This window comes from Sulfolobales archaeon, assembly GCA_038897115.1.
GTDB lineage: Archaea > Thermoproteota > Thermoprotei_A > Sulfolobales > AG1 > AG1.
Window position 1 is genome coordinate 1 of the sequence record JAWAXC010000187.1, and the last position, 2,595, is coordinate 2,595.

The 2,595-nt window shown below is 35.7% G+C and carries 1 protein-coding gene; it reads right to left on the bottom strand.

The window, feature by feature from the left end; all coding sequences use genetic code 11:
• Positions 1-2,313, bottom strand: a 2,313-nt coding sequence (locus QXE01_12615) for a hypothetical protein (protein ID MEM4972081.1), incomplete at its 3' end; no start/stop codon positions are given.
• Positions 2,314-2,595 lie beyond the last annotated feature (282 nt).

Below are 2,595 nucleotides of genomic sequence, written 5' to 3' on the forward strand. Positions count from 1 at the left end.
GGCACTACTTATATTACCACTCTGTAAATCATTCTCAGCTTGAGAAATGTAGTTTTGTACTTGCTGTTGCTGCTGTTGTAAGTAGTTTTGTATGTTAGTTTGTACTTGTTGTGCAGTGTTCGCTAAATTGCTTATATAGTTAGATAGATAAGAAGTAATAAGATTACTGCCTATAGTATTGCTTATATTGTTCAATGTATTAATAGCATTTTGAATTTCTTGTAGATCATTCTGTGTATAACTACTTTTATTAGCTTCTTGTTGTAGTGTACTGGCAACACTACTTAATTGTTGTCTAATGTTATTCAAGATCTGGATTGCTTGTGAAATAGTACTTGCAGCTTGCGTATCACCAATTTGATTTGCAGTTTGCTCAGCACTCTGTAAAGCGGAAATAGCTGCATTTATGTTACCGCTTTGCAGATTGTTTTCGGCTTGAGAAACATAGTTCTGTACTTCTTGCTGTAAGTAATTTTGTATATTAACTTGTACCTGTTGCGCTGTAGTTAATAAGCTACTTATGTAACTAGATAAGTAAGAGGTAATAGAGTTATTGCCTATACTGTTATTTATGCCGTTTAGTGTATTCACAGCATTCTGAATAGCTTGTAAATCGTTTTGTGTGTAGCTACTTTTACTCTGTTCTTGCTGTATTATACTAACGGCATTATTCAACTGTTGTCTGATGTTATTCAAGATCTGGATTGCTTGTGAAATAGTACTTGCATCTTGTGTATCACCAATTTGATTTGCAGTTTGCTCAGCACTCTGTAAAGCGGAAATAGCTGCATTTATGTTACCGCTTTGCAGATTGTTTTCGGCTTGAGAAACATAGTTCTGTACTTGTTCATAGTTCTGTATTTGCTGTGTATTTGGCCCAGAACTGCCTCCCCCACCGCCAGAACTTGAACCACCACTTCCGGAACCACCGCCGCCAGAGCTTGGCGGACTAGAGCTACTGCCGCCGCCTCCTGAACCACCACCATAATTAGGACTAGAACTTCCACCACCAAAACTACTTGATGAGCTATTAGAACTGCTTGATTGATTATTAAGGTAATTTTTTATGTTAGACTCTATTTGGTCCGCTGTATCTATTAAGTTGGCTATATATGGAGCTAAGGCATTAGTGATTGGATTATTGCCTATACTGAGGCCTACATTGTTCAGTATATTAAGAGCATTTTGAATTTCTTGTAGATCATACTGTGTATAGCTACTGTTGTTTTGTTCTTGTTGTATTATACTAACTGCATTACTCAACTGTGATTGAATGTTATTCAAGATCTGGATTGCGTCTGAAACAGTGTTTGCGTCTTGCGTATCACCTATTTGATTTGCAATTTGTTCAGCAGTTTGTAAAGCAGAAAGGGCATCATTTATGTCACCGTTTCGTAGATAGGTCTCAGCCAGAGAGATGTATGCCTGTACTTGTTGTTGCTGCTGATTCTGCTGTAAGTAGTTTTGTATGTTAGACTCTATTTGTTGCGCTGTACTCAATAAATTGTTTATATAGCTAGATAAGTAAGAGGTAATAGGATTACCACTTACACTGCTATTTATACTGTTCAATGTACTAATTGCGTTCTGAATAGCTTGTAAATCGTTTTGTGTGTAGCTACTTTTACTCTGTTCTTGCTGTATTATACTAACGGCATTATTCAACTGTTGTCTAATGTTATTCAAGATCTGGATTGCTTGTGAAATAGTACTTGCATCTTGTGTATCACCAATTTGATTTGCAGTTTGCTCAGCACTCTGTAAAGCGGAAATAGCTGCATTTATGTTACCGCCTTGTAAATCACTCTCAGCCTGAGAAATGTCGTTTTGTATTTGCTGATACTGCTGTAAGTAGTTTTGTATGTTAGACTCTATTTGTTGCGCTGTACTCAATAAATGATTTACATAGTTAGATAAGGGAGTAGTAAATGGATTTTTATGTACACTATTTTTTACATTATTTAATTCATTAATAGCATTTTGAATTGACTGTAGATCATTTTGTGTGTAGCTACCGTTGTTTTGTTCTTGTTGTATTATACTAATGGCGTTATACAGCTGCGGTTTAATGTTGTTTAGTATTTGTATGGCTTGTGAAATAGTTTTCGCGAGTTGTGTATCAACTAAATCACCTAGTTGGTTAGCAATTTGTTCAGCCTTTTGTAAAGCGGAAATTGCTCCATCTATGTTGCCGTTATATAGATCATTTTCTGCCTGATCAAGATATTCTTGTAATTGCTGCTGTTCTTGTTCTTGGTTGTTTTGCCTAGGTATAGCTCCTCTTCCTCTAGTTGGTTCATTAATGAACAGCATTCCACTCTCCTCTCTCTAAAAATAATAAAACAAAGTTAAAAAGAGTCACTGCGATAGACTTTTCGATAAATTTGCTGAATTCTTACTTGTCAAACATTTTTTGGTAAATCTGGCGAATTGTCATGATAATTCTGTAGAATTGTAGAAAAACTAGTCTTTTTAATCTATGGCGTTTACTTCAGATTATGAGTGAGATATTTCCATCAAATCCGCTACAACGAATCTCATCTAATTTCATAACAATCTTGCATAGTTTACCGCCTACATATCAGGCTGAGACAA